Origin of the sequence: Paenibacillus sp. ACRRX (assembly GCF_022346885.1) — a bacterium.
Taxonomy (GTDB): domain Bacteria; phylum Bacillota; class Bacilli; order Paenibacillales; family Paenibacillaceae; genus Paenibacillus_B.
Map to the genome: position 1 here is coordinate 124497 of NZ_JAKRNK010000008.1, position 26041 is coordinate 150537.

General features: G+C 46.4%; 19 protein-coding genes. 11 read left to right on the forward strand and 8 right to left on the reverse strand.

Annotation, left to right across the window (positions count from 1 at the left end; genetic code table 11):
- Positions 1-109: 109 nt before the first annotated feature.
- Positions 110-1000 (reverse strand): LysR family transcriptional regulator, encoded by an 891-nt coding sequence (locus MH117_RS20950; RefSeq protein WP_239332118.1) that lies wholly within the window; start codon positions 998-1000, stop codon positions 110-112.
- Between the two features lie 201 nt (positions 1001-1201).
- On the opposite strand from MH117_RS20950, the gene MH117_RS20955 reads away from it, so the two are divergent.
- Positions 1202-2179 (forward strand): DMT family transporter, encoded by a 978-nt coding sequence (locus MH117_RS20955; protein WP_239332120.1) that lies wholly within the window; start codon positions 1202-1204, stop codon positions 2177-2179.
- A gap of 250 nt (positions 2180-2429) precedes the next feature.
- Here the strand turns inward: MH117_RS20955 and MH117_RS20960 are convergent, their stop codons facing one another.
- From MH117_RS20960 to MH117_RS20970, 3 genes are all read right to left on the reverse strand, one after another.
- Positions 2430-3971: a leucyl aminopeptidase gene (locus MH117_RS20960; RefSeq protein WP_239332122.1), complete on the reverse strand. Its 1542-nt coding sequence runs from the start codon at positions 3969-3971 to the stop codon at positions 2430-2432.
- A gap of 61 nt (positions 3972-4032) precedes the next feature.
- Complete coding sequence (locus tag MH117_RS20965; RefSeq protein WP_239332124.1) at positions 4033-5487, reverse strand: ATP-binding protein; 1455 nt, start codon at positions 5485-5487, stop codon at positions 4033-4035.
- 359 nt (positions 5488-5846) lie between these two features.
- Positions 5847-6254 carry a hypothetical protein gene (locus MH117_RS20970; protein WP_239332126.1) on the reverse strand — a complete coding sequence of 136 codons (408 nt, stop codon included), beginning with the start codon at positions 6252-6254 and terminating at the stop codon, positions 5847-5849.
- A 167-nt stretch (positions 6255-6421) separates the two neighbouring features.
- On the opposite strand from MH117_RS20970, the gene MH117_RS20975 reads away from it, so the two are divergent.
- The 5 genes from MH117_RS20975 to MH117_RS20995 all read left to right on the forward strand — a co-directional run bounded on the left by MH117_RS20975 (position 6422) and on the right by MH117_RS20995 (position 14914).
- Positions 6422-6673: a KTSC domain-containing protein gene (locus MH117_RS20975; RefSeq protein ID WP_239332128.1), complete on the forward strand. Its 252-nt coding sequence runs from the start codon at positions 6422-6424 to the stop codon at positions 6671-6673.
- 229 nt (positions 6674-6902) lie between these two features.
- Positions 6903-7442: a DUF4912 domain-containing protein gene (locus MH117_RS20980; protein WP_239332130.1), complete on the forward strand. Its 540-nt coding sequence runs from the start codon at positions 6903-6905 to the stop codon at positions 7440-7442.
- Entirely contained in the window at positions 7439-10459 is a 3021-nt protein-coding gene (locus tag MH117_RS20985) for a 1,4-alpha-glucan branching protein domain-containing protein (RefSeq protein WP_239332132.1), read from the forward strand. The genes MH117_RS20980 and MH117_RS20985 overlap by 4 nt, the downstream gene beginning before the upstream one ends.
- On the forward strand, positions 10459-12885 hold the full coding sequence (locus MH117_RS20990; protein ID WP_239332134.1) for a sugar phosphate nucleotidyltransferase: 2427 nt from the start codon (positions 10459-10461) through the stop codon (positions 12883-12885). The genes MH117_RS20985 and MH117_RS20990 overlap by 1 nt, the downstream gene beginning before the upstream one ends.
- A gap of 4 nt (positions 12886-12889) precedes the next feature.
- Positions 12890-14914 (forward strand): glycoside hydrolase family 15 protein, encoded by a 2025-nt coding sequence (locus MH117_RS20995; RefSeq protein ID WP_239332136.1) that lies wholly within the window; start codon positions 12890-12892, stop codon positions 14912-14914.
- Between the two features lie 82 nt (positions 14915-14996).
- On the opposite strand, the gene MH117_RS21000 is transcribed toward MH117_RS20995, so the two are convergent.
- Positions 14997-15542, reverse strand: a complete 546-nt coding sequence (locus MH117_RS21000; protein ID WP_239332138.1) for a peroxiredoxin — start codon at positions 15540-15542, stop codon at positions 14997-14999.
- Positions 15543-15966: 424 nt separating this feature from the next.
- Here MH117_RS21000 and MH117_RS21005 point away from each other — a divergent pair, with 424 nt between their 5' ends.
- The 5 genes from MH117_RS21005 (at position 15967) to MH117_RS21025 (ending at position 21449) form a co-directional block, all read left to right on the forward strand.
- On the forward strand, positions 15967-16644 hold the full coding sequence (locus MH117_RS21005; protein ID WP_239332140.1) for a class I SAM-dependent methyltransferase: 678 nt from the start codon (positions 15967-15969) through the stop codon (positions 16642-16644).
- A 36-nt stretch (positions 16645-16680) separates the two neighbouring features.
- Complete coding sequence (locus MH117_RS21010) at positions 16681-17766, forward strand: glycosyltransferase family 61 protein (RefSeq protein WP_239332142.1); 1086 nt, start codon at positions 16681-16683, stop codon at positions 17764-17766.
- Positions 17767-17955: 189 nt separating this feature from the next.
- Positions 17956-18600: an acetyltransferase gene (locus MH117_RS21015; RefSeq protein WP_239332144.1), complete on the forward strand. Its 645-nt coding sequence runs from the start codon at positions 17956-17958 to the stop codon at positions 18598-18600.
- Positions 18601-18630: 30 nt separating this feature from the next.
- Positions 18631-19737, forward strand: a complete 1107-nt coding sequence (locus MH117_RS21020) for a DegT/DnrJ/EryC1/StrS family aminotransferase (protein WP_239332146.1) — start codon at positions 18631-18633, stop codon at positions 19735-19737.
- Positions 19738-19769: 32 nt separating this feature from the next.
- Positions 19770-21449 carry a DUF4214 domain-containing protein gene (locus MH117_RS21025; RefSeq protein ID WP_239332148.1) on the forward strand — a complete coding sequence of 560 codons (1680 nt, stop codon included), beginning with the start codon at positions 19770-19772 and terminating at the stop codon, positions 21447-21449.
- 30 nt (positions 21450-21479) lie between these two features.
- Here the strand turns inward: MH117_RS21025 and MH117_RS21030 are convergent, their stop codons facing one another.
- The 3 genes from MH117_RS21030 to MH117_RS21040 form a co-directional block, all read right to left on the reverse strand.
- Entirely contained in the window at positions 21480-22649 is a 1170-nt protein-coding gene (locus MH117_RS21030) for a glycosyltransferase (protein ID WP_239332150.1), read from the reverse strand.
- Positions 22650-23003: 354 nt separating this feature from the next.
- Positions 23004-24098 carry a 3-isopropylmalate dehydrogenase gene (leuB, locus tag MH117_RS21035; RefSeq protein ID WP_239332152.1) on the reverse strand — a complete coding sequence of 365 codons (1095 nt, stop codon included), beginning with the start codon at positions 24096-24098 and terminating at the stop codon, positions 23004-23006.
- A gap of 316 nt (positions 24099-24414) precedes the next feature.
- Entirely contained in the window at positions 24415-25965 is a 1551-nt protein-coding gene (locus tag MH117_RS21040) for a 2-isopropylmalate synthase (RefSeq protein WP_239332153.1), read from the reverse strand.
- Positions 25966-26041: the final 76 nt, after the last annotated feature.

The window sequence follows — 26041 nt, forward strand, 5'->3', positions numbered from 1 at the left end:
GGGCTCGCTGCCGCTAACACCAAATCCAATTCCGGCACCCGTCATAGTCCACTTGGTCGACTTCAAAAATGCCACGTACCTTACATTTGGTTATCGGTGATCGTATCTGTTATACCAATTGTCGCCTCAACTTAGTGACTTCATGGATCGTTTCCATAAATTTACGTTCCACTTCACCCAAATAGGCATCCATACGGCGAATATACAAGACAGACACATACCTGAACTGCTCTGGTATAGTATACAGCTTCACCAATCCCTCGCGCTCCAACTTCTCGACTGCGGCACGAGGAACAAGCGTAATGCCCAGTCCCGCTACCACCGTACCGATTATCGTTTCCAGCGTACCGAATTCCATCACTTTATGCGGCGTCACGCGCTCAGCTTGCATCCACTGGCGCAGCTTCGCACGGTATCCACATCCTTGACGAAAAACGAGCAGCGGCAGATGCAGTAATTCTCGTACATCGCGCAATTGAGCTAGTTCATCACGATTTGTACTGCACACCAGCACAAGCTCCTCCTCGAACACCGGGTGTTGTTCTATATTAGGCTCTTGAATAGGGCCTGACACAAATGCTCCATCAAGTTTCAATTCTAGCACTTCTTCTATTAATTTCTCCGTCACACCTGTCATCAGCGATAGGTCAACCTTCGCGTACTTGCGATGATACAGGCTTAAAATATCAGGCAAGCCAACCACTGTCTCGACAGAGCCAATAAGAAGGGAGCCCGATGGATCTTCAGGATTCTGAAAGGCCTTCCGCATCTCCGTAATCAGCAGCAGCATACGCTCGGCATAAACGAGCAGCTTCCTGCCTTCCGCATTAAGGGTCATCCCGCGGCGATGTCGGTGAAATAACGGATGTCCGATCTCTTGTTCCAACGTGCGAATACGTGCCGTTACGTTAGACTGCACATAACCAAGCTGTTCTGCAGCGCGACTGACGCTGCCCTGCTCCGCAACCGCCTTAAAAATATGGATATCACTCAAATCCACACTGAACACCTCTTCACATCAGACGTTAGGTATTAATTTAAATGATATCATAAATCACTTTCAATTATTTTACAAGATACTTCCTTAAGCCGTATGATGATTCCTGTCGATAGAAATTAATTCAGATTTTAAATATGATTGTCTATATACATGAAACTGTCGTTACTTCATGAGTCAGACAACTAGGAGTGTGCCGTTACCATGTCCAAGTCTCAATTGTTAAAGGGAGCCTTATTATGCTTTATTGCTGCTGTCGCTTGGGGAGCGATGTTTCCCGTAGCTGAGAGTGCGCTCCACCATCTGGATCCCTTCTGGTTCTCTACCCTTCGTTATGTAACTGTTACGATCCTCCTCGTTTTGTTGTTGCTATGGAAGGAAGGTCGTTCTGCTTTCCGCCTGGATGGCAAGGGATTTAAGCTCTGGATATTTGGTACATTTGCTTTTACAATCTACAATTTTGGCGTGTTCTGGGGACAGCAGCAATTAGGAAAATCAGGTGTCCTGCTTGCCTCGATTATGGAGTCGTTTATGCCTATGTTAGTCGTACTGCTGATGTGGTTCCTAACACGAAAGCGCCCTAATCTAGGAACATTAGCCTGTGTCATCGTTGCATTTATAGGCGTGTTGTTTGTAGTAACAAAAGGTGATCTGGCGATGTTTGGTAGCAGTGGCTTTAAAATAATGCCATTGCTTTCTATTTTTGCAGCGGTCATTAGTTGGGTACTGTATACGGTAGGCAGCGGACAATTCAAAGGTTTCTCCGCGCTGCGTTATTCCACGCTAACCTGTTTATTAGGATCGATTACATCTTTAGTTATCGTATCGATAGCGACGATGTTTGGTCAACTCAAAATGCCAACATCAACTGAAATTGTGCCCGTACTGCCGGAAATGGCATTTATGATCCTTGCGGCGGGGTTGCTAGCACTGCTCAGCTGGTTAAAAGGCATTGAACTGCTATCGCCAGTTAACGGCATGTTATTTATTAACTTTGTACCTGCAACTACATTTGTAATTTCGGTTCTTCAAGGCTATAGCGTGTCTGTCGCAGAATGGATCGGTACTGCCCTTATCGTCGGCGCTTTAATCGCAAACAACATCATCAGCAGGCGTCCAGCTGCCGAAACGGCACCTAATGGCCATGCATCCAAGGTCAAATCACGCGCGAGCGTAGCTTAGTCAGTCCGGTATCCTGTTCACTAACAGTGACGACAACGTCCTCTGCTTGAGGGCTGCAAGCAATGACTTATATTTCATTCGGTTTATACCCTACAGTTAAACCATTCAGCCCGCTTCACATGCAATAACACATAGTTCCTGAATGAAACAATACAAAGAAGCACCATCTCCGCCAATAGTGTGGAGATGGTGCTTCTTTGGAATATATGTTCACGGGTATTACCTATCGTTGTCGAGCCTGCTTCAGCTCCTACAAATCAGACATAATCGTCTCTGTTATCGTTCTCACCATCACACCAGTAGCACCCTTCGGGTCTACTCCGCGCGGCTTGCCCAGGAACGCTGTTCCAGCAATATCAAGGTGAATCCAAGGCAATCCGTCTGCAAACGTGCCTACAAACAAACCTGCCGTGATCGCACCGCCACCTCGACCGCAGCTGTTGCGTACATCTGCCACATCACTCTTCAGCAGCTCTGCGTACTCGGGGTGTGATGGCAGCGGCCACACATATTCTCCAGTTCGCTTCGAAGCTGTGATAAGCTCCTGCATAAAGGTCTCGTCATTCGTCACAACGCCGGTCGTAATATCTGCCAGCGCTACTACTGCTGCACCCGTCAGCGTTGCAACATCGATCAGCTTCGAAGCGCCCAGTTCCTTGGCATAGGTCATGCCGTCTGCCAGCACCAAGCGACCTTCTGCATCCGTATTAAGCACCTCAATCGTGCGGCCGCTATATGTGGTCAGCACATCACCCGGTTTCATCGCACTGCTTGAAGGCATATTTTCTGCGGATGGAATAACGCAGAGCACGTTCTCCTTCGGCTGCAGCTGGCCAATCGCTGCCATCGTACCAAGCACAGTAGCTGCGCCGCCCATATCGCATATCATATCGTCCATGCCTTCTGCTTTCTTAAGTGAGATGCCGCCAGTATCAAAAGTAATCCCTTTCCCAACAAGTCCAAACACGTCGTTCCACTGCTCTTTGCCTTGGTATTTCAGCACAATCATGCGGGGAGGATTGACACTGCCTTTGCCTACGCCAAGCAGTCCGCCCATCCCTTTCTCTTGAATCTGCTGCTCGTCCAGCACATGTGCTTCGAAGCCGTATTGAGCTGCAAGCTGCAGTGCATAATCTGCCAGCACACTAGGCACTAGCAAATTGCCCGGCAGATTCGTCAAGTCACGCGCCACCGTCGTACCTATCGCATAAGCTTTACCAGCTTCTGCTCCCTGCTGCCATGTGCTTGCCTCAAGCTGCTCACCGCAAAGAGTCAGCGATTCAAACTTATGTATGGGCTTCGCGTCAAGCTTATAGGTGACTCGCTGATATGCGCCAAGCAAGAATCCTTCGGTGAGAGCATGGGCAGTCGCTGCCGCGTCCTTCTCTACAGTCAGAGATACCAGATCTTCCGGCACCGCAACCGCAACCCGTGCCACCCCAAGCTTATATGCTTCTTTGGCTGCATTAGCCAACATCAGTCGAACATCTTTAGTAGTCAATGGATCTTCTTTGCGGCCAACCGCAATTAGATAACGGACGTTTCCGTCACGTACCGGAAAGACGCGAGTGTTACGTTCCTCTACTTGGAACAGCCCACATTCAACTGCATCCTTGCACAGTTGACCGCCGGGCACATCCTGTGCACGATTCTGCCACTCCGACTTGGAGAATAGCACAATGACAGCATCTGCCTCTACTTCCTTCACAGACTTGGCCATTACCTGCACCGAAATGCCACCCAACTGCTCCACATTGGTCAAATTCATCATTATACCTTCCTTTACTGTCATGGTCTCGTCCTGCTAATCCTTATTATACCACACCCTTAGATTGCAATTAGAACCTATGAGGTTAGGAGTCGAAGTACAGCAGATTAGCAGGTTTTGAACCGTTAAGCGGCAGCCGAATAATAAATTCGGTCCACTCGTCCTGCTGGCTGTCTACTTCAATCGTTCCCCCGTGATTCCTTATGATGCGATAACTCACGGACAAACCTAATCCAGTACCTTCCTCCTTTGTTGTAAAAAAGGGATCAAATAAGCGTTCCAGCGTTCGCTCATCCATGCCCTTGCCATTATCTATGATGTGTATTGCTACGTAACGGCCTTCTTTAACCGTCCTGAGCGTAATAGATCCTTTACGCTTGTCGCGCACTTCATCTAAGGCGTCAATTGCGTTCCGGATCATATTTAACAGTACCTGTTTGATTTGCTTTACATCAATCGATACAAACAAGGTACCGTCTTGTATTTCGTTAAGTAGTATAATCTCGCAGCCTTTCATCAAAGCTTCGCTTTCGGTTAATAGCACAACTTCTCTCAATAGAGAGGATATCGGAATCTCAGAAGTCAGTGGAGCTGTCGGCTTGGAGGAGTTCAGAAACTCGAAGATGATATCGTTCGCACGATCAATCTCGGCTAGAATAATACGTGCATATTCTTCTTTGCCGAGCTGCATCAGATGCGGACGCAATAGTTGAATGAAGCCGCGAATCGAAGTTAATGGATTCCGAATTTCATGAGCGATGGCTGCTGCAATTTTGCCGAGTATAGCCAGCTTGTCATTTTGCACAGCCGTTTGCTCGATGCGCTTATAATCAGACACATCCTTGATGCTGAACAAATAGTCCCCATCCATCTGCTCTCCATGCGTGAACGTGACCAAAAACGTCCGACCTTGCTTATCAACGAATTCATGATAGCGCTTTCTATAAACAATGGTCTCTCGGTACATACGCAAGATAAGTTTCCGTTTTTCACGACTGATAGAAGGATGTCTCATCACTTCAAGCAGCGTGCAGCCTACAAGTTCTTTACGAGGTACATGTAGAAGTTTGGCCGCCTCTACGTTAATAAAAGACAATATGCCGGTGTCATCAAACAACACGATGGCGCTGTCCATTTGCTGAAGTACGTTCTCATACTTGTTGCGAGAAATCGTGTTTGCAAACAAGGACTGAGCAGACTGCATCCACGGTTCGCGAATCGGGTCAATGGACAATACATTCCCCTCCTTGCTACCTCGTTCCGCCTGAATGACGGACAAGCACTCCATAAAATAAGCATATGACCGATGGAACATGACTTCTGCTTCATCCAGTTCAACATGCGTCAGCATCATCGACATCGTATCTTCATGAAGATTAAGCACGTCATTTGGTTGTAATTCAGTCAGTGAACGTGCAGCCTCCCTCGCCTGTTCCAATTCCTGAGCATGGCCGTTAATAATATATCGGCGCAAGCTTCTGGAATATCTTTGTTTCCACAGAACAAGCTCACGCTCCTCACTCGCACTAATCCCACTCAATGTATCTCACCCCACTGCAGCACTAATCTGCTGTAGCTACAAATTTGGCTTGAATCATCAATGATTTCATCATAGTTAAATTAGGATATTAAAATCAACCTAATATAATGTCGAATAACAGCAAAAAAACAGGGATTGCCTAAAAGAAACCTAAACATTTAGAAAACCGTTTAAACTTTCTACAATTTCAGAGCAAATACGGAAAGATGCGCGTAACGCAAAGGTTGGGAGCATAAAATGTCTTTCTTGTAACGGAGACGAGTTGATTAAGCGGCGGTGGTGACTGCACACTTCAAAAAGGCGACTTTCGTCGCCTTTTTGTTATACGTGAAGTCCATTCGTGGGGCTGACAAGGATCATTACTTCTGCTTGGTTAATTGTGACTTTCTGCGACTCATTAGTGCTAATCGCCGTTTGAGCTGAGCTTCCCATTGGGCATCTTTCCACTGCTTGGCAAGCGCCAACAGGTCAAGAGCGGAATCAATCTGGCTGCGAACGATTTCAAGCGGATCTTCGTCTTCATGATTCACGCAATTCTCAAACAACTTCATGTCTTCTTCTGTCACGTAATCTTTAAAATCAACGTCCTCAACACCGTCTGTCTGTGCATACTCCGCTAAAATCTCATACTCATTTTCCACAAGATAATGCACTTCAATGCGCTGACACACCGGACATAATAGCAGGGGAACATTATGAATCCTTGTCCGATAATGTTGTAACGTACCTTTACTTCCAATCATGCTTGCCCCGCAACAAAAACTCATGTGCTCCCTCCTCTTAAATGCACCTTCATGTGGATGCAACATTTGGTTAAGGAACGATTGTTGTAGCATATTCGTCACACAATCAACAAATTCCTTTTTTCAAAACAAAATGAAATGAAAATCGCGGTATCATGTACGTATATTGTGCCTAATTTCTTCATATACATGTGAAACATTACAAATTGGAACGGGGTGTGTGCACCATGCCATTAAATGTATTGTTTGTCCCTTCTAAGCAAATAAGCTATCTCCTATACGATGAAACCACTAGTGAATTGGTAGCCCAATATGCAACTGGTGAAACCAAATCCTATCGAAGTGTACCCGCTAGCTGGTTCAGACAGCTTCAATTGTCTGACAATCGTTATGACGATTTTGTTGAGCTGACACAACGTATTGTGAAAGCCCCGCAAACCTGATCCTTTGCCACACCCAACTCACACACGTAATAGAGTTTTTGCCAGACCGCTTCTACTAAACTATTGTAACTCTTTTCATAGATTATCATACTTTTTCAAAAGCACCTTATTTAATATTTCTTTACTGAAACATTAGACATAGATCGTGAATATCACGGATATGATGGTTTGGAACCACTCTGTTAGCCGGTTTGTCCATCATCGTAATCACGGGTGAAAGGAGGTCTCTATGTTTAATACCACATCGATAACAGCATGGCCGCCACGCTATGACACGCAAATCATCCATCTCATGATCCAAAGCCCGACTGTGCTTTACGCATACTGGGAAATAAGTGAACGCAGGCGGCGGATGATAGCCGCCCACTACGGAAAACATTGGGATGGATTATGCAAAGTGGCCCGATTATTAAGGTCATTTACCACATCTCAAACCGGAGCGGTTGAATCGTATACGGATGTATATGTCCATGATACTGATCGTTGGTATTTCCGGCATCTTGAACCAAATGTCGTCTACCAGTTGGAATATGGCCTTCTAACTGAAGATCACCTGTTTGTCTCACTGCTTCGCTCTCCTGCCATACGTACGCCGCGCAGCGAGCCAGTCCTGTATGAATCCAGTAATGCCGCTGACAAGAACGATGAGGGTCATCAGCATAAGTCACCAGCACATGGTACCTCCTTGTCATCATATGATCACGCTTCGCCATTCAAGCAGTTCTCGACGTATTCGTTATATCCAATTGAAGAAGGGGTTCAAAAATGACCGTTCACAAAGAGGATTTATCATCAGCCCATCATGGGCTGCCCACGGGTTATGTCGCATTGGTTCTTCACGCCCATCTGCCTTATGTGCGCCACACCCACCGAGATGACTTGATGGAAGAGCGATGGTTTTTTGAAGCGATGACGGAAACGTACTTCCCTTTGTTGGAGTGCTTCTCCCGTTTAAAGCAAGATGGCATTCCTTTTCGCTTGACGATGACGATGACGCCAACATTATTAGCTTTGATGGATGATCCCGTTATGCAGTTGCGTTACGAGAAGCACCTTGTTCACAGCATCAAGCTTGCAGAGCTTGAAATGGAACGCCATAAGGAACATGAGCATCTGCATGACTTGGCTGCAATGTACCAAGCACGCTGGTCTAAATGGCTCCTCTTGTATCGGGAATGGGAGTATAAAATCATTCCTCGCTTCAAAACATTTGCTGATGAAGGCTATTTGGAGCTAATGACTTGTGCCGCAACACATGCATTCTTGCCCTTTATTAAAAATGAGGCGGTAGCCAGAGCCCAGATTGAATTTGGCGCCGCCGAACATGAGCGGCATTTCGGTGCCCGCCCTAACGGCATTTGGCTGCCGGAATGCGCGTATTCGCCGCATCTGTCACCTATGCTTCGTGAGAGCGGGCTCCGCTATTTCATTGTGGATGAGCATGCGATTTCACATGCCGATCCTTGTCCTACGCGCGACACACTGGCGCCCGTTCAAACCTATGACCACGTGTATGCGTTTTGTAGAGATGCCGCCTCTTCACATCAAGTGTGGAGCAGTCACGAAGGGTATCCGGGAGATCGGGATTACCGGGAGTATTACCGAGACATCGGGTATGATCTTGGTTGGCATGATCTGGAGGAATGGGAATATATTAAGCCTCATTTGCTCTCTGACGGGGCGCGGATTAATACAGGAATCAAATATTACCGCATTACTGGAGCAGGTTCCCATAAAGAACTTTATAACGAGCAATCGGCACAAGCACGTGCGTATGAGCATGCCAGACATTTTTTACATAGCAGGCTTTCTCATGTCTTGCATACCAACAAGTTGGATCGTCCTCCTATCCTCCTGTGCCCTTACGATGCCGAGTTGTTTGGACATTGGTGGTATGAGGGGCCTATATGGATTGAGGCAATCTTTCGCGAACTACATCACCTACAGCAAACCATGGGATCAAGTATTGCGTTTATTTCGCCAATTGACTACATCGCACTTCATCCTGAAGCACAACAAGTTGAGCTGCCTTGCAGTAGTTGGGGGCGCGGCGGTTATGCAGAAGTATGGCTTCAAGAACGCAATGATTGGGTCTATAAGCACCTGCATCAGGCGGAAGATAGACTACTTGAATTGATAAGCAAGCAGCAGCGCCAGCTCTGGGGCTTTCGTTCTGTACAAGAGCGGTTATGCAACCAATCCATTCGCGAGCTTCTCCTGGCAGAAAGCAGTGATTGGGCATTCATCATTGACGCCGATACCGTTCCCAGTTATGCCTCACAGCGTACAAAGGAACACATTATGCGATGCCATCATCTCCTGGATATGTTAGAGCAAGGAGTATATGACGAAGTGGTACTGTATGAGATGGAGCAAGCAGTCAACTGTTTTCCTACTATAGATTATCAGGTGCTGCTGCAAATGTATAAACGCCAAGTGCAGTGCAGCACAAGCCATATGACTCTAACAAATTTGACTGAACAGATCAGTCCTTCCTTGCAAGAGAAGGTCCCACTCACATCTTGGCAGCGCTCAAGTACTGCCACCAAGTGTGTCCTGATGCTGGCTTGGGAATTCCCGCCGCTAGTCGTTGGCGGTCTGTCAAGAGCTGTGTACGACTTATCGCGTCACCTTGTTCGTCATCAATGTGAGGTCCATGTCATTACACGAGAGGTGCCCGGCAGTCCGACTACAGAATGGATGCATGGTGTTGTGGTACACCGTGCCCCACTGCCGTCCTGTGCAGCTCCCATTGGATTTATGGATTGGGTTCTGCAATTGAACGCAGCAATGTGTGATTGTGTAGATGAACTCATTCGGGATGGATTACACATAGACTTTGTTCATGCCCACGACTGGCTTGTGTACTTAGCAGCTAAAGATCTCAAAGATACATATCGATTCCCTCTCATCGCTACTATTCATGCTACAGAACACGGGCGCAACAATGGCACTTTACACTCTTCTGTTCAACATCGCATCCATGAAACGGAGCGTCAGCTTGTTCACGCGGCTGAGCATGTCATTGTATGCAGTCATGCAATGGTCCACGAAGTCGAACAGCTATTTGATATTAAGCGATCTGTTGTAAGCATGATCCCTAACGGGGTGGAATGTGCATGGCAGCCTGCTGCCCTTGCGGGGGTAGGCAAGGATCACATTACATTGTCACCAAGCTTATCATTTCGAAGAGAGAGATCAGACAGCTTGCATGCTTTCCGTGCTCAATATGCTGCTCCTGGAGAACGAATTCTTTTCTTTATTGGAAGGCTCGTTTACGAAAAAGGGATTCAGGTACTGCTTCATGCGCTGCCGTTGATTAAACAGCACATCTCCAATATCAAGTTAATCATTGCTGGAACGGGTCCGATGCTAAATGAGCTGAAAAGGCAAGTTTACGAGATGAATTTAACTGACAGTGTATATTTAGCAGGCTTCGTTCAGGATGAAGTACGAGATCATTTGTTCCAGATTGCTGATTTGTGTATATTCCCCAGTCTATATGAGCCGTTTGGTATCGTTGCGCTTGAAGCGATGGGTCACGGTATTCCCGTTGTCGTGTCAGATACTGGCGGTTTGGCCGAAATTATCGATCATGGACGAGATGGCTACAAAGCGCTGCCTGGTCATGTTGAATCACTTGCCTGGCATGTGACAGAACTACTCCGCAACGAATCTCTGGCTGAACGTTATGCAGTAGAAGCTATGCGCAAAGTTCGTACGATGTATGACTGGGATTCAATTGCGGTTTCAACACGCCAAGTATATGAAGGGGTGATCGCCTGATGAAAGCCGTTATTATGGCTGGTGGAAAAGGTACCCGATTACGTCCGCTAACGTTGAATACTCCAAAACCGATGGTACCGCTGCTTAATCGTCCCTGCATGTCCTATATCATCGATTTGCTGAAACGTTATGATATTCACCAAATCGCCGTAACCGTTCAATACTTGCCTGATGTCATCCGTCAGTATTACGGTGATGGCTCTGAATATGGCGTTCAGCTGATATATGCAGAAGAAGATACCCCCCTTGGTACAGCAGGCAGCATAAAGAATGCGGCACATTTTCTAGACGAGCCGTTTATTGTTATTAGTGGCGATGCATTAACTGATTTCAACTTACGCCATGCAATTGAATACCATAGACAGAAGCAGGCTTTAGCCACGATGGTGTTAACTCAAGTCGACACGCCACTCGAATATGGCGTGGTCATGACTGGGGAAGACGGCAGAGTAGCCCGTTTCCTCGAAAAGCCGAGCTGGAGCGAAGTGTTCAGCGATACGGTGAATACAGGAATTTATGTGCTGGAACCGGAAATCCTCAACTGGATACCCGCAGGCAAGCCATATGATTTCAGTATGGACCTGTTCCCAGAGCTTCTGGCCAACCATGAGGCGTTATACGGATATGTTGCCTCTGGTTACTGGTCTGACATCGGCAATCTGCAGCAGTACCGACAAACACAATTTGATATGCTGGACCGAAAAGTGGGTGTAACAGTAGCAGCCTCTGAAGTGCTGCCTGGTCTATTTGTAGAAGCTGGTGTACGCCTTCCTTCACGTATACGACTAAGCGGACCTGCTTATATAGGAAGCGGCTGCACATTGTATCCTTCCTGCGGCATTGGACCATACACCGTGCTGGGCGAAAGTAATACTGTCCATTCCAACAGCATATTAGAGCGGACAATTGCGTGGAGCGGCAACTACATTGGTGAAGACTGCGACATTCAAGATGCCTTGATTATGGATCGTACCATCATCGGCTCTAACGCTCAGCTTCAGGAGGGAACCGTGATCGGCAGTGGTTGTACGATAGGGTCAAAGGCAACCATTCGTCAACATGTTAAGATGTGGCCAAACAAGACGGTTCCTACTAATGGCACGCTGCACACCTCGTTGATCTGGGGAGATGCCGCAGCCAAACCTCTGTTCAGCAGCAAAGGAGTAGCAGGCATTCCAAATGTCGACGTTAATCCGGAATTTATGAGTAAACTGGCTGCAGCATATGGATCTACCTTGCCAGAATCATGCACCATTATGGTATCTGCATGCTCTCACACCTATTCGTCATTATTAAAAACAGCATTCACCACAGGACTGCGCTCTGTCGGAGTTCATATCGTCGATCTAGGAATAGTATCAGACGAAGTCACCCGAAATACGGTGCGGCAAGAAAAAGCAGATGGCGCTGTTCACCTGTATCTGGCTCAGCAGTCTCCCATGATGAATGTTGTCGTGGAGTGGATGGACCGCCTGGGTCTTCCGATTGCCAAATCAGCAGAACGTAAGATCGAAAATGCCTATTGGCAAGAAGACTTTGTCCGCTGTCATGCCGACCGTGTTGGCAGCTGCAAAAGCTATAAACATGCGGACAATGATTATCTTGATGCTCTGGCGCAGCACATTGACTTCAGTCTGATTCGTGATGCTAACTTCACGTATGTGCTGCTTGTCGCTCCTTGTGCGGATATGGAGCTTATACAACGCTGGTCCACATATGTAGGCGGCACCAGAATGGTCGTCCAGCAAGTCAAAGACCAATCCACCAATCTGCATGAACATGTCCACAACTGTAAGGCCAACTTTGGTGTGTACTGGGATGATGAAGGAAAGCTGTCCTTTGTTACGCCTAAAGGGTCCATTTTATCTCCTGACAAAGTGGCACTGCTTACGATGTTGGCACTTGCAGAGACAGGAACCAACGCAGTATTGGGCGTGCCTGCCAGCATGGTCGGATCGCTGCCAGCTTCTGTTGCGAGCAGCGGACTGCGAGTGATAAGAACCAAGGAATCCCTTCGCTCCGTAATGGAAGCAACCGTCGGCTTGCCGTTCTCGCCATTTGCTCATCGGTTGTATATGCTCAGCCTTATTTTACAGCACTTAGCAATAACCAATATGCCGCTTGACGATATGGCTGCCGATCTTCCCAATTCTTATACAGCGAAGGAAGAGGTCTCTTGCAATTGGAACGAAAAAGGTACGCTTATGCGCTGCTTGATGGACTGGGTTCGATCCAATGGTCAGGCAGCTGAACTGCTTGATGGCATCCGCATTCAGTCACCAGAAGGTTGCGTGCTTATATTACCCGATCAAGATGAGCCACTCTTTAAAGTTTACGCTCATGCGGACAGTCCAACTCAAGCCAAAATTCTAGCACACAATTATGCATCCCGCATCGTTCAATCTCATCAACAACTAAGGAAGTGATGGTGTGCCGCGATATCTCGTCGTAGGCAATGGGAAGTGCTTAGTGAACCTGGATCAGCACGCTTACATTCGAGACATTTATTATCCTTTTGTGGGCCAATTAAATCATGTCGGAGGTTACCGCTGTCGTTTCGGCGTTTGGGTAGATGGCGTATTCAGTTGGCTGCATGAAGAGGAATGGCAGATTCAGATCGGTTATGTAGACGAATCGCTTGTTACGGAAACTAAGGCGCATCACCCTCGTCTGCAGCTCACGTTAACGATTCATGACGCCGTTCATCAGCGAGAATCTATCTTTCTAAAGCGGGTTCACATTCAGAATCACATTAGTTCCGAACGGGAAGTCCGATTGTTCTTCCATCAGGATCTTGTCATCAATGAAACAGAAGTAGGCGACACAGCTGTCTTCTATCCGCTCAATCGAACTGTATTTCATTATAAGAAAGATTGTTACTTTATGTTTAATGGCTGCTCGTCGTACTCTCTCCCCTCTCAGTCTTCATCTACTAACATACGTGCAGCTGCTGGTCACCCTGTTTGGGAAGGGATTTTTGAGTATACAACCGGCATCAAGCGCTTTCACCAAGCAGAGGGCACTTGGAAAGATGCTGAGGACGGTCATCTGATGGGCAATGATATTGCTCAAGGATCGGTAGACAGTACGATTAGTCTTAGATCCTTTGTCCCACCACTTGGCGACAGCTACCACCATTATTGGTTTTCGGCAGGTAAACATCTGGATGAAGTCATCCGTCTAGACCAATATGTACGCGACAATCATCCTGGGCACTTGCTGGATCGGGTGGAGACTTACTGGCGGCGATGGGTCAACAAAGACAACATCTCATTTGCAAATCTAGATGCTGAACTGATCCGGTTATATAAGCAGAGCCTGCTGATTGTCCGGACACAAACCGATGTCGGTGGTGCGATCATCGCAGCTAATGATACGGACATTATGCAATTCAATCGCGACCATTACAGCTATATGTGGCCCAGAGACGGCGCTTTGGTGGCCAAAGCGATGTCGTCAGCCGGGTACCATGGCATGATCGCCCCCTTCTTCCGCTTCTGTGCCCAAGCGTTGACCAGTGAAGGTTACTTGCATCACAAGTACAATCCAGACGGTACGGTTGGTTCCAGCTGGCATCCCTATATACATGACGGGAAACAACAGCTTCCAATCCAAGAAGATGAGACTGCACTTGTACTTCATGCCTTGTGGCATGACTATACGATCCACGGCGATGTAGAATTAGCGCAGTCCTTATATCAATCCCTTATTCGCAAAGCCGCCAAGTTCTTGCTTAACTATCAGGATGAGCGGCTGCAGCTTCCGCATCCAAGCTATGATCTGTGGGAGGAGCGATATGGCATCTTTACATTTACAGCCTCTGCTGTATATGGAGGACTGACGGCTGCAGCGGAGTTTGCAGCGCTGTTTGGTGATGACGCCCGTTCTGAGCGGTACGCCCAAGGTGCAGAACGAATAAAACAAGGCATTGTTACACATTTATGGAATGAGGAGCATGGACGTTTTGCTAGAAGCCTGTTCCGCAGAGAGGGCCGTTGGGTGCAGGACATGACGCCTGAAAGCAGCATATTTGGTATTTATGAGTTCGGCGTACTCCCCCCTACCGACAGACGTGTAGTTGCGACTATGAATAGTCTGCGCAGCAGGCTCTCCATTCGAACACCGGTTGGCGGTATCGCTCGCTATTGGCAAGATTACTACTTTCAGCGCTGCTCTGACTTGGATGTGGCTCCCGGCAATCCATGGGTCATATGTACGTTGTGGTTTGCCGGCTATGATATTGCAACCGCCACCACGCTTCAGGATCTCAAACGGCCGCTCGAGACTCTGCAGTGGGTGCAGCGTCACAGCTTATCAAGCGGGCTGCTTTCTGAACAGGTTGATCCACATCATGGTCAACCTATATCTGTAGCTCCGCTCACTTGGTCGCATGCCACTTATGTTGATATCGTATTAAAATACATTAAGCGGTACGAAGAGCTTCAGGAGCAGTAATCTTGTTCCATTTACAATGCAGCGAAAAAGCCCCTCAAGGATTGATCTCCTTGAGGGGCTTGTCCGCTATATAGAATGTTAATTAGGCGTTAAGGTTTCTGTCGCCTGGTTTCCAGTTAATTGGGCACAAACCGCCGGATTGCAAAGCTTGCAACACTCGCAAAGTCTCTTCTACAGAACGGCCTACGTTATTGTGATTAACTACTTGATACTTTAATTCGCCTTCTGGATCGATAATAAACAGACCGCGAAGTGCGATACCTTCTTCTTCGATCAAAATGCCGTAGTCACGAGCAACGTTCTTCGTAATGTCAGAAGCAAGCGGGAAATTCAGCTTACCAAGACCGTTATTTTCTTTATCTGTATTGATCCATGCTTTGTGGCTGTGTACCGAGTCAACGGAAACACCCAACACTTCTGTATTCAACTTGTTGAATTCTGCTGCTGCATCACTCAAAGCTGTAATCTCAGTCGGACATACAAATGTAAAATCGAGTGGGTAGAAGAACAATACCAGCCATTTGCCACGATAGTCGGACAGTTGAGCTGCGCCGAATGCTTGTCCATCACCATTTACTGTTTCCATGTTAAAGTCTGGAGCGGGTCTTCCTACTAAACGTTCTGCCATTTGAAAAATCCTCCTTCATATATATGTATCATAATTAACGCGGGTTAATTGGCTGTTGCTTGCCGCTTGTACAGCGGAATAACTTACATACTGAATGTTATCACTAGATTATAATGAAGTCAAGATTATATTAATTATTTAATTATAATTATTATAAAATATTAATTAGTTTGTTTGCAAATCTAACTCCCCAGTGACTGCTATTCTATTTGATTTCCTCTTTAAAATGAGCTTTCCCTGCTAAGATTAGCTGCATTAATAGAAAACCACTAATTTTTTCGACATTTGATCAATGATAAGCTCATTTCATTTAAAATGTGCCATTTTGTCGTTTTACAAGCCCTTTCCTAGCATACAAGCCATTCATAGAATATAGAATCCCACTTCATTCTGGTGGAATACTTCGAAAGTGGTGAGTCTAGTTATGAAATGGAATTGTTATAATACACCATTCATCGTTGAAAACTCGCCTGAAATACCGCGTCATTTTACTGTTAGCGGAGCATGGTCAGGTCATCGTCGTTTTGCTTATGACCTGATTCGAAACAGCAAACCGCGTATGGTCGTAGAGTTGGGCACATTTTATGGTACTTCCTTCTTCAGCTTCTGCCAAGGAGCAAAGGATGAGAAACTATCAACTCGCTGCTTTGCCATTGACACATGGCAAGGTGACCCCCATAGCGGTATTTATGACCATGTCGGCGAGCAGATCTTCCAAGCGGTACAGGCCGTCAACACTAGGGAATTTCCGTCGATTGGCACACTCGTGCGCTGCGAATTCGATAAAGCATTGCCGTACTTTGCGAATGATTCCATCGATGTCCTCCATATCGACGGTTATCACACATATGAAGCCGTGCATCATGATTATACGACATGGTATCCCAAGCTCGCACCTAACGGAATTGTGCTGTTCCACGATATTGCAGTACGTTCAGGAGACTTTGGCGTTTATCGCTTTTGGGGCGAATTGAGTGCTCTGCCCCGTATCGAATTTCCTCATTTTCACGGCTTGGGCGTGCTGTTTCCAAAGGGAACCCCTGATTATGCCCGCGCCTTACTGGACCATAAAGATGCGCTTATTTCACATTATATATGTTAATGCTATGTATTCATGTCTTATTATGGAGGCTGGAGCATGTACACAATTCCTGAACTATACTACGACAAAACTATCGATTGGGCCATCGATACGGTAACGGATATCCATCTAATCCATCATTTCTATAAAGTGATCCACCCGAAGGAAATACTCCATCTTCCTCCACCGAAAGGGATTGATCCCGTTCGCTGGCCAACAGCATGCAGCTTTGACGATGCCTATGTTGCTGTTATCCCGCAGGGGCGACTAGTAACAAGCAATTGTTATGTGGTGACGCCAAATAACAAGCGGCTGCGAGATGTAGAATATTACTATGATTATCCATTCCGGCAGCTACCCGCTCCAGAATACAGAGCAGGAGCTGTTGCGACCTTAGTATGGGGGTGGAACATACCTGACTATGTTTCTACCCAAACGATTTATGGTCATTGGTTTTTTGATATTTTGCCACGTATTCATCTGATCGAGCAAAGTGGTATTCCTATCAGTAAATATGTAATAGGTAAGCTAACCCATGCATTTCAGTACGAATCATTGGAGCTGCTTGGTATGTCATTAGATAGATTGCTTCAAGTTGACAGACTCGACTTCCATCTAAAGGCCGAACTATTAGTCGTTCCCTCTGTCCCGCTTCTTACAGGTAAAAGTCCGAGATGGGCCTATCAATTTATTCAAGCGCGACTGAAAGAACATCATGCCATTCCCAAAAAACCCGGATATGAGCGAATTTATATTTCAAGGCAGGACGCCTTCGCACGATATGTCGTGAATGAGGACGAGGTTATCCAGTACTTGCAGCAGAAAGGTTTCACGACTGTCGTGCTTACACCACTTACTATGAGGGAGAAAATATCCATCTTCTCCACAGTCGAAGTGGTAGTCGCTCCATTCGGGAGTGGCAATGCCAATCTGGCATTCTGCAATCCAGGAACTAAAGTGGTAGAATTGTCGCCTACCACCGTAATTGATCCTTATTTTTGGAGAATAAGCTGTCATGCTCAGCTTGATTATTATGAGGTCGTGTGTGAGATCGAAGAGCCCCCTAAACCAATTGGCGGGGCTGACAGTCTGATCGTAGATCTTAACAAGCTGGATCAGGTTCTAAGACTGGCCGGCATTTGAATATCATTCGCCCGCGTCCAACAACAGCGCGGGTATTTTTGACCTTACATTCATCAAAATCTTATATAAATCTCTTATTTTCAGATCTGCACAATACCTATTTTACGATAACGTACTACTTGGCCTAAACCGCGCTTCGATTTTAATCATAACTTACATTAAGTCGCCAGACAGTCAGGAGGACAGGAAATGTCTAGTTCACGAAAAACCGTTATCATTGGTGCAGGCGGACACGCTAAAGTGATCATTGATATTTTGCGATCTATGCCTCAAATAGAGATTGTCGGATGCATTGACAGATCAAGCATACGCTCTATTATGCAAGTTCCTGTGTTAGGAGATGACGACCTGCTCCCTCAATTATTTCATATAGGCGTTGAACATGCGTTTGTGGCAATTGGTGATAATCGAATTCGCCAGAGATTGGCGGAGCGTGCAGCAGAGATCGGATTTACACTGATTAATGCAATTAGCCCACATGCCAACATATCAGAATCTGCTAGCCTGGGTTCAGGTATTGCCATCATGCCAGGCGCCATCGTTAATGCAGAAGCCGTCATTGACAACTATGCCGTCATCAATACCAGTTCGTCCATTGATCACGAATGTCGGATTGGAGAATCCTGTCATGTAGCGCCAGGAAGCCATCTGTCAGGAAATGTCCATGTGCAGGAAGGCGCATTTCTCGGTACCGGAACTACTGTCATTGACGGGATACACATCGGCGCATGGACTGTTATTGGCGCAGGATCAGTCGTCGTACGCGATATTCCTGCACACTGTCTGGCCTATGGGGTACCTGCGCGTATCCTTACACAGCAGCAGCCATTGTGAGGCGCGTCTTAATTGTAGGAGGGAGAATTCATGAAGAAATATTACCCTATAGCTACCCCCATTTTAAACGGAAATGAAAAAAAATATGTAATGGATTGTCTGGACTCAACGTGGATATCGTCCAACGGATCGTACCTGGATCGCTTCGAGCAGCAATACGCGCTATTTAATGATACAAAGCATGCGATTGCTTGCAGCAACGGCACAACAGCCCTCCATCTGGCACTGCTGGCACACGGCGTTGGTAAGGACGATGAAGTGATTATGCCGACATTAACGTTTGTGGCGACGCCTAACGCTGTCACATACTGTGGTGGTATACCCGTATTTGTTGACTCAGAGCCAGAGACGTGGAATATCGATACTTCAGCCATTGAAAACAAAATCACGGCCCGTACAAAAGGCATTATTGCTGTTCATTTATACGGACATCCCGCTAATATGGAGCCCATTATGGAAATAGCCAGCAAATATGGACTCTTTGTGATAGAAGATGCGGCTGAGGCTATTGGCGCACAGTATAAAGGACGTATGGCAGGCTCCATCGGTCATACAGCTACCTTCAGCTTGTTCGGCAATAAGATTATTACAACTGGAGAAGGCGGCATTATAACCACAAATGATGACCAAATTGCCGATACGATCAGATTACTAAGAGGACAGGGCATTGATAAGCATAAAAAATATTGGCATCCTGTTATCGGTTATAACTATCGGATGACCAATGTTCAAGCGGCTATCGGCTGCGCGCAATTAGAGAAAGTCGATTGGCACATCCAGCAGCGTATCCGAGTCGCTATGGATTATTATAAATTTTTGCAAGACGATGATCGTCTCACACTGCCCGTGCAGAAAGTATGGTCAAAAAACGTGTATTGGATGCTTGGGGTTGTCTTGAATCAAAGTACAGAACAACAGCGAGATGCCGTTATGAAGCGCTTAAAGGATAACGGTATTGAAACAAGGCCTTTCTTCTATCCCATGCATATTCTACCGCCATATTCGGATAAGCAGATATACACAGACTTTCCGGTCGCCAATCGGATTGCAGCACAGGGCATAAATCTACCAAGTCACGGTGAGCTTACAAGAGAAGATATTCAATTTATAAGTGAGACATTACGGAATAGCTTGTAACCTCTGTAATCACGCAGGAGGGGGAGATCCTATTGGCTCAGCAGCATAGAGTCATTCATATTATCCACGCCATTATAAGGCTGGAAGGACACGAATTGATTAGAACATTATACGTCCATTTTCTACACAGAGAACCCGGCCCTCATGAATTGCAGCATTACTTGCGAAGGCTGAATTCTGCAAATAAACATGCCATTATAGGTGAAGTGATGTGCAGTTCAGAAGCAGAGGCGCTGTACAAACAACCGCACGCAAGTCTCATTCCTGATCCCCATGAATCAGCTGCATCCCTGATACGTCACTTTTATCCATCAGATCCTCTCTTTTTTATACACGCGTTATATAATGAAATATTAGGTCGAAATCCAGATCCAGATGGACTTGGCCTACACTTAAAAGCAGTCCACAAAGGAGTCCCCCGCAGAAGAATGCTCCTGGAATTTTTTAATTCCGCTGAATGCAAGCACCTGTTGACCCTTTTACACATTCCCCACATTAACGAGTATCACAAGACCAAAACCGTACTTGCATCAGGAGGCCACCGCGTTGTACATCACATCGGGATCTTTCTTGGCTACCCCCATCCTTTAGCATTAGAAGGTGAAGGTATCGGTCGCTTTCTTTACCGGTTAACGGAAGGCTTCCTCAGCTCTCACTCCCATATCCATATCCATATCGCAACCACTGAATATAATTATATTAACTCGGAACATTCTTTTTCGGCTCTTAGAGCACGGTTTCCAGGGAGGATCCATATAACCAATTCCAACAATATGGAATGGATTAACAACCATGTTCCAGCTGAAGTATGGATTGTCCCCATCGTCTCGCTTGAACTGGCGATGTTTTTAAATAAGCCTTATATTTTATGCCTGCATGACATGGTTCACCATCAATTTAAGGAACTTTACTTTTCCATGCATTCTGATTTCTGCTATCGAGTCGATCGTAATGCCTACTCCCTCATGAATCAAGCATCCGCTATCGTTTCGAACTCTCAGTACGTACGTGCTAACCATGCGATCGGTTTTGCCAAAATGCCCGTTGAGAAGACACATGTGATTCGAATGGCACCGCCTGTTAATGAATATCAGTCTTTCCCACCAATTGATGAAGGGACTTTCAGACAAAAGTACAATCTGTACTATCCTTACATCGTGTTTCCTACGGTACTGCGCCTTCATAAAAATTTTGAACGATTAATTGCCGCCTTTATTAGATTCAGACAGACACACGATGGCTATCATTCCGGCTTACACTTGGTATTTACCGATCAGTTACACCATAATCCAAAACGGGCTGAAGTTGCTGCTCTGCTCCAACAAGCTCCTGTTGTTCGTAACAGTATCCTTTTTGTCGGGAGAATTCCAACATCTGATCTGCCTTCCCTTTATAAATATGCAGTCGGTACCATCGTCCCTACGTTATTTGAAGGAAGCTGTCCATTTCCTATTCTGGAGTCCTTAACTATGGATACCCCTGTCGCCGCCGCTAATATCGAAGTAAGCAATGAGATCATCACAGACATGTCTGCTTTTCTTGCATTTAATCCATATTCAATTGAAGAAATGGAAGCCTCCATCCGCGCCTTATGGACACACCGTCAGCACTTGTTGCACCCACAAAAAGCTGCGCTTTCAGGCGCAATGCAGCGAACCTGGAACGACGCAGCTCGTGAATATTATGCATTGATTCAACAGGTAGCCGAATAGCAGCCACGGGGTTCGATCAGGAATTATTCTTCATTTGAGAGCCCCGTAGTATTTTAAATAAGCGATGCGGAACGCATGAATGTATTTGCTGGCTACGTCATCCCATGTCTCCGAAGGATCATGGATGCCGTGCATTGCAGATGTTTTATAATGTACATAATTAGAGGATAGATGCTCTAGTGCATGCAGGATTGAATCAATCGATTCCGGATTAAACCAGCAGATGTCAGCGCTGTGTCTTGACAAATGCTCTCTCATGACAGGAATATCGGAGCAGAGTACCGGCACACCCAACTTTAACGCTTCTTCTACCGGATAACTGCCGCCACCTTCCGATAAGCTTGGCATAATAACTGCATAGGCATTCGCAATTAGTGGAATTACATCATTATCAGGAACAAAGCCAAGTGGATATATTTCTTCATCAAGCCGTAATCCTGTTCGTTTCAGTAAAGATATCAAGGTCGGGACAAACGGAGTATCGGGCCAATTCGGTGCCTGATATCTTAGCAGCTCTGTGTTATAGCCGAATAATACAAGCGGGCATTCGCGGCGCGGCGTAAATTGAGAGTAGGCCAACATTAAATTGGCATGATTTTTGTGTGGACTCACATTGCTAGGATACAGAATATATTTTGCTGGTATTCGTGCAGAAAGCCCCTCACTTATCGTCCTATTGGTTATTGTAGCCGCAGGTACAATTGCATGTGCAATTACAACTGCGTCATTACAATGAGGTCCAAAGTGTTCTACAAGCCGTGACTTTACATGTTGAGAGGATACAACAACAGTCGTAACGTTGTCGACCCAACCCTTGGCGGCGCGCCAATAATGCTGCACGGATGAACCACTCAAAAACGGTAAGATGAAGTCCAATACTGTTGTATCATGGTACGTGCAAATCGTAGGCAAACCAATACTTACAAACTCGGGGCCATGCGGCCAAAAGAAATAAACAACATGGCAGTCCTGCAATAAGGCTCTGCCTTCATTCGATTGAATACTTCCATTAAAGTAGACAATGTCGATATTCGAATATCCAGTAATATCAATTCTTTCTTTAAATCGAGTCTCTGGAGCAATAACCAGTCTAACTAGATCAATGTCTGGCTGACGTGCCATTGCTGGCAGCAGATTGGAGAGCAGTCGTGCTCCCCCACCTGCGGAAATGACGTTGGCGCACCATATCATAATTCTCATCTCACTGCTCCCCTTTTCCACAAGCATTGTTTAAGGCATGCTCATAAACTGTATGCGATTTGCGGGAAGAAGGTTCTGATTCTATTTCAAGGGATTGCTTGAGAGGTTCTCCTCCCTAGATCTATACTCCCCTTACTTGTTGCCACAATAAATAGGCTGGCTAATAAAAAAACCGATGTCTACTATTAAAATAGACACCGGTTCTAGTTATGTTGTTAATGCTCCATCTGCCTTCCCTAAGGAACTGGGAACTCTTCATGTAAAGTACCTTATTCCCTAGAGCTTATCTTAGAATCAAGCCTAAAGACTAGAGATTTATCCTTGATACTTAAAATTTAGAACTAACGATTAAAACTATGCGTTCACGACTTGCTCGCTTAATGCAGCAACGATCAGATCCCCCATCGCTTCCGTACCAATCGCTTGGGACCGATCCACTGCAATATCGCCTGTACGATGACCAGCATCAAGCACTTGCTTTACCGCCGACTCAATGGCATTGGCTGCCTCTTCATAACCAAAGGTGAGACGGAACATTAACGCAACGGACAGTATGGTTGCGATCGGATTAGCAATCCCCTGACCCGCAATGTCTGGTGCTGACCCGTGCACCGGTTCGTAGAGACCAAAGCTGCCCTCACCGAGCGAAGCCGACGACAGCATGCCGATCGAACCGGTCAGCATGGCTGCTTCGTCACTGAGAATATCTCCGAACATATTCTCTGTTACGATGACATCGAAGCTGGCAGGACGGCGCAGAAGCTGCATTGCGCAATTGTCGACCAGTACATGCTCCAGCTCAACATCTGGATATTCCGGGGCAATACGGTTTACAGTCTCACGCCACAAACGAGAAGTTTCCAGCACGTTTGCCTTATCAACTGAAGCCAGCTTCTTGCGACGCTTCTGTGCAACTTCGAAGCCTTGACGAACGATGCGCTCCACTTCTTCTACGTTGTAGACGCAAGTGTCCACCGCTTCCTGTCCCCGTTCACCCTCACGTCGGAATTTCTCCCCGAAGTAGATTCCCCCTGTTAACTCACGCACTACGATGAGATCCGTACCCTCAAGGACTTCTGGTTTAAGAGTCGACGCGTCTTTCAGACAATCAAAGACAACCGCAGGGCGAATGTTGGAGAACAAGCCCAATGCTTTACGAATGCCGAGCAGTCCAGTTTCCGGTCGCAGTTCTTTCGAATTGTTGTCCCACTTCGGGCCGCCTACTGCTCCTAGCAGTACGGAATCCGCACGCTGACACATGTCCAACGTTGCCTGTGGTAAGGGTGTCCCTGTTTCATCAATCGCAATGCCCCCGAACAATCCGTGCTCGAATTCAAATTTATAGTTAAACAGCTCTTCTGTACGCTTCATCACTTTGATTGCCTCAGCTACCACTTCCGGTCCAATACCGTCACCTGCTATAACCGCTATTTTTTTTACTTCTGTCATCTAACTCACTCCTTCATCCCCGATGGTTGTTATCCCAGCTCCTATAATAAAGCGGATAATGACACTCCGCCTGCTCACAACAACTCCAAATGTATTATTACATTTGTATCACACATCAGGTACATTTGACTAAGATATAAAATCTATCAATTTTATAGGTAAAACCTATAAGTATTGTTCAAGTAAGCTTCATTCGAATACTACGCGTAGTGACTGCAAGACCTTCACAAATAAAAGGTTCCAGAGAAAAAAAGAAGACTTCTCCCTATGTGCACCAGTTGGCACATTATGAGAAAAGCCTTACTTTCATGTAACCTTAGATCAAACTGATCTTATCGCGCCGACTCGAGCTGCCGCTGCTTCGCTTCTCAATCAATCGATTCAGCGCGTCAATATAAGCTCGCGCACTGGCCTCCAGAATATCCGTACTTACCCCGCGGCCAAGTACCGCAACTTCATGCTGATTCATCACCACATGCACTTCACCTTGTGCATCCTTACCGTGTGTCACTGACTTGATGGAATAGTCAGAGAGTACGACTTCTTCACCCGTCGCCTTATCAATGGCGTTGTAAATCGCATCAACCGAGCCGTTCCCCTCTGCCTCTTGCTCAAGCACTTCGCCCTGCAATGTAACGATACGAACTTTGGCCGACGGTGTTGATTGGTTACCATATGAGACGTATATCGTCTCCAGCTTGAACTCTTCTCGTGTTTCAACAAGCTTCTCCTCGATAAAGGCCCGGATATCTTCGTCGGAAACTTCTTTTTTCTTATCCGCCAAATCTTTGAACTTGGAAAATGCTGCATTTACTTGTTCTTCTTCAAGCTCATATCCCAGGTCCTGCAGTTTCTCGCGGAACGCATGACGACCAGAATGTTTGCCAAGAACTAATGTGCTCTCCTTTAAACCAATCGTCTCCGGCGAGATGATCTCATATGTTGTTTTTTCCTTCAGCATACCATCCTGATGGATACCTGATTCATGAGCAAAGGCGTTCGCGCCCACAATAGCCTTGTTACCAGGCACAACCATACCGGTGAGCTTACTGACCAGACGGCTTGTACGCGCAATCTCGGACAATACAAGTGAGGTCTTTGCCTGAAAAAAGTCCTGTCGTGTCTCCAATGCAAGCGCTACTTCCTCGATCGCCGTATTGCCGGCACGTTCCCCAATGCCATTGATGGTACCCTCAATCTGGTCTGCGCCATTCAGTACCGCAGCAAGCGCATTGGCAGTCGCCATCCCCAGATCATCATGGCAATGAGCGCTTAATTGAATACGCTCGATACCAGGTACATTTTCCTTCAGCGTCTTAAAGATGTTGCCATATTCGTAAGGGGTCAAGTACCCCACAGTATCCGGTATGTTCACAACCGATGCACCAGCCTTGATCGCCATTTCCGTCACCTGACAGAGAAAATCGAGCTCCGTACGACCTGCATCTTCTGGTGAAAACTCTACCTTGCTAAAATATTTCCTCGCATACTTAATAGCGTCCTCCGCCGTCTTCAGCATCTCTTCCTTGCTCATACGCAGCTTGTATTGACGATGAATTGGCGATGAAGCAAGGAACAAGTGCAAGCAAGGATCTTGCGCATCCTTCAATGCTTCATAGGCCGCGTCGATATCTGGAATGCGGGAACGCGACAACCCTACAACTGTCGCATTCTTGACTGCTCTCGCCACGGCATTCACCGCAGCTAAGTCTCCGGGAGACGCTGCCGGGAAGCCAGCTTCCATCCGATCGATGCCAAGCCGTTCCAACTGATGCGCAATTTCAAGCTTTTCTTTGGTGTTTAGGTTGACGCCTGGCGATTGCTCCCCGTCACGCAAAGTGGTGTCAAATATATAAATTTTACGCATCGCTGCGCCTCCTCGTTCGTCCATATAGTAAAAACGTCCACCCGCCAAATGACGGGCGGACGCTACGCGTTATCGC